A 1526-nucleotide genomic window follows, 5' to 3' on the forward strand; every position below is an offset into this window, starting at 1 on the left:
TGCTTAGAGGATAACTTTGCAAATATGAATGAACGGACTAAGAAATTTGTTATCAATTCGTGGGCAAAAGGATTTTCGGATCTTATTTTTCCGGCTATTGATGAGAAGCGTTTTGCTGTTTTGTATAGTGAAACAAAAGCATCGCGCCCTAATAATCCTGTAAATGCAGTCATTGGATCGCTGATTTTAAAAGAACTCTTCGATCTGACGGATGACGAACTGTTAGCAAGCATCCTTTGTGATATTCGATTTCAGTACGCACTTCATACAACAAGCTATACCGAACAACCATTTAGTGACCGTACATTCAGCAGATTTCGAGAACGGCTTTATCTTCACACGATTGAAACAGGAATAGATCTTCTTCAAGAAGAAATGGAGTCCATGGCTGAAGCATTTGTGAACTATATGAACATTGATCCTTCCGTAAAACGTATGGATAGCTTGATGGTATCTTCTAGTTGCAAAAAAATGTCACGACTTGAAATTCTTTATACCTGTGTAGCAAACATGGCAAAAGCAGTCACAAAAACTGGCGAAGATCAACTGTTGAAAGGCCTTGAGCATTACCTTAAGGATGAAGATCGAAACGAAACCATTTATCATCGTAAAAGCGAAGAAATTTCATCTAGACTTCAACAAGTCATTGATGATGCAACTATACTAATAGCTCAATTAGGTGATGAATACTATGAATTGCCTGAATACCAACTCCTTCGACGTGTTCTTGTTGAGCAAACAGAAAATAACACTGAAGGAAAAACAGTTTCAAAAGATAAGAAGCAAATATCACCTAGTAGTCTCCAAAACCCATCAGACCCAGATGCAACCTATAGAAGCAAGGCTGGTAAAGACAACAAGGGATATGTTGGGAATTTAGTAGAAACTTTTGATCATAACGGTGCCATTATAACGTCGTATGATTACCGAGAAAACAGTCATAGTGATAGCCGTTTTTGCAAAGAGACCATTGAAAAACTTGGTCTACAGGAAACTAAAACGACACTTCTAGCAGATGGTGCCTACGCTAGTGTAGAAAATGTAGCGCTTGCTGCAAGCAATAACATTGACCTTGTAACGACGGCACTTCTTGGAAAATCACCTGATGTAGTACAATCAGACTTTCAACTCGATACAGTAAAAAAAGAAGTGATAAAGTGTCCTGCTGGAAACAAACCATATAAAACGAGTTATTATGAAAAAACAGGCATATATCGTGCATCATTTAATAAGAAAACGTGTGAACACTGTCCTCTCCGTGAACAGTGTGGTGCTAAGCTACAAAAGAAATCATCATTTGTAATGGTAACTGAAAACATGGTACAACGTGCTGCTTATCTTAAAAAACTATCATCAGATGAGTACATTTCTTTATCCAAAAAGAGAAATGGTGTTGAAGGGCTTCCATCTGTGTTGCGCCGAAGATATAACGTAGACCATATGCCGATAAGAGGATTAGTGCGCTCAAAAATATGGTTTTCATTTAAAGTAGGGGCAATCAACGTAAAAAGGATGCTCAAAAGAGC

At 37.9% G+C, this 1526-nt stretch carries 1 protein-coding gene; it reads left to right on the top strand.

Annotated elements, in window-relative coordinates; translation table 11 throughout:
• Positions 1-24 precede the first annotated feature (24 nt).
• A partial coding sequence (locus P0N36_RS15275) for a transposase (protein WP_275843748.1) occupies positions 25-1526 on the top strand: 1502 nt, incomplete at its 3' end.

Source organism: Petrocella sp. FN5, assembly GCF_029210395.1.
Classification (GTDB): domain Bacteria; phylum Bacillota; class Clostridia; order Lachnospirales; family Vallitaleaceae; genus Petrocella.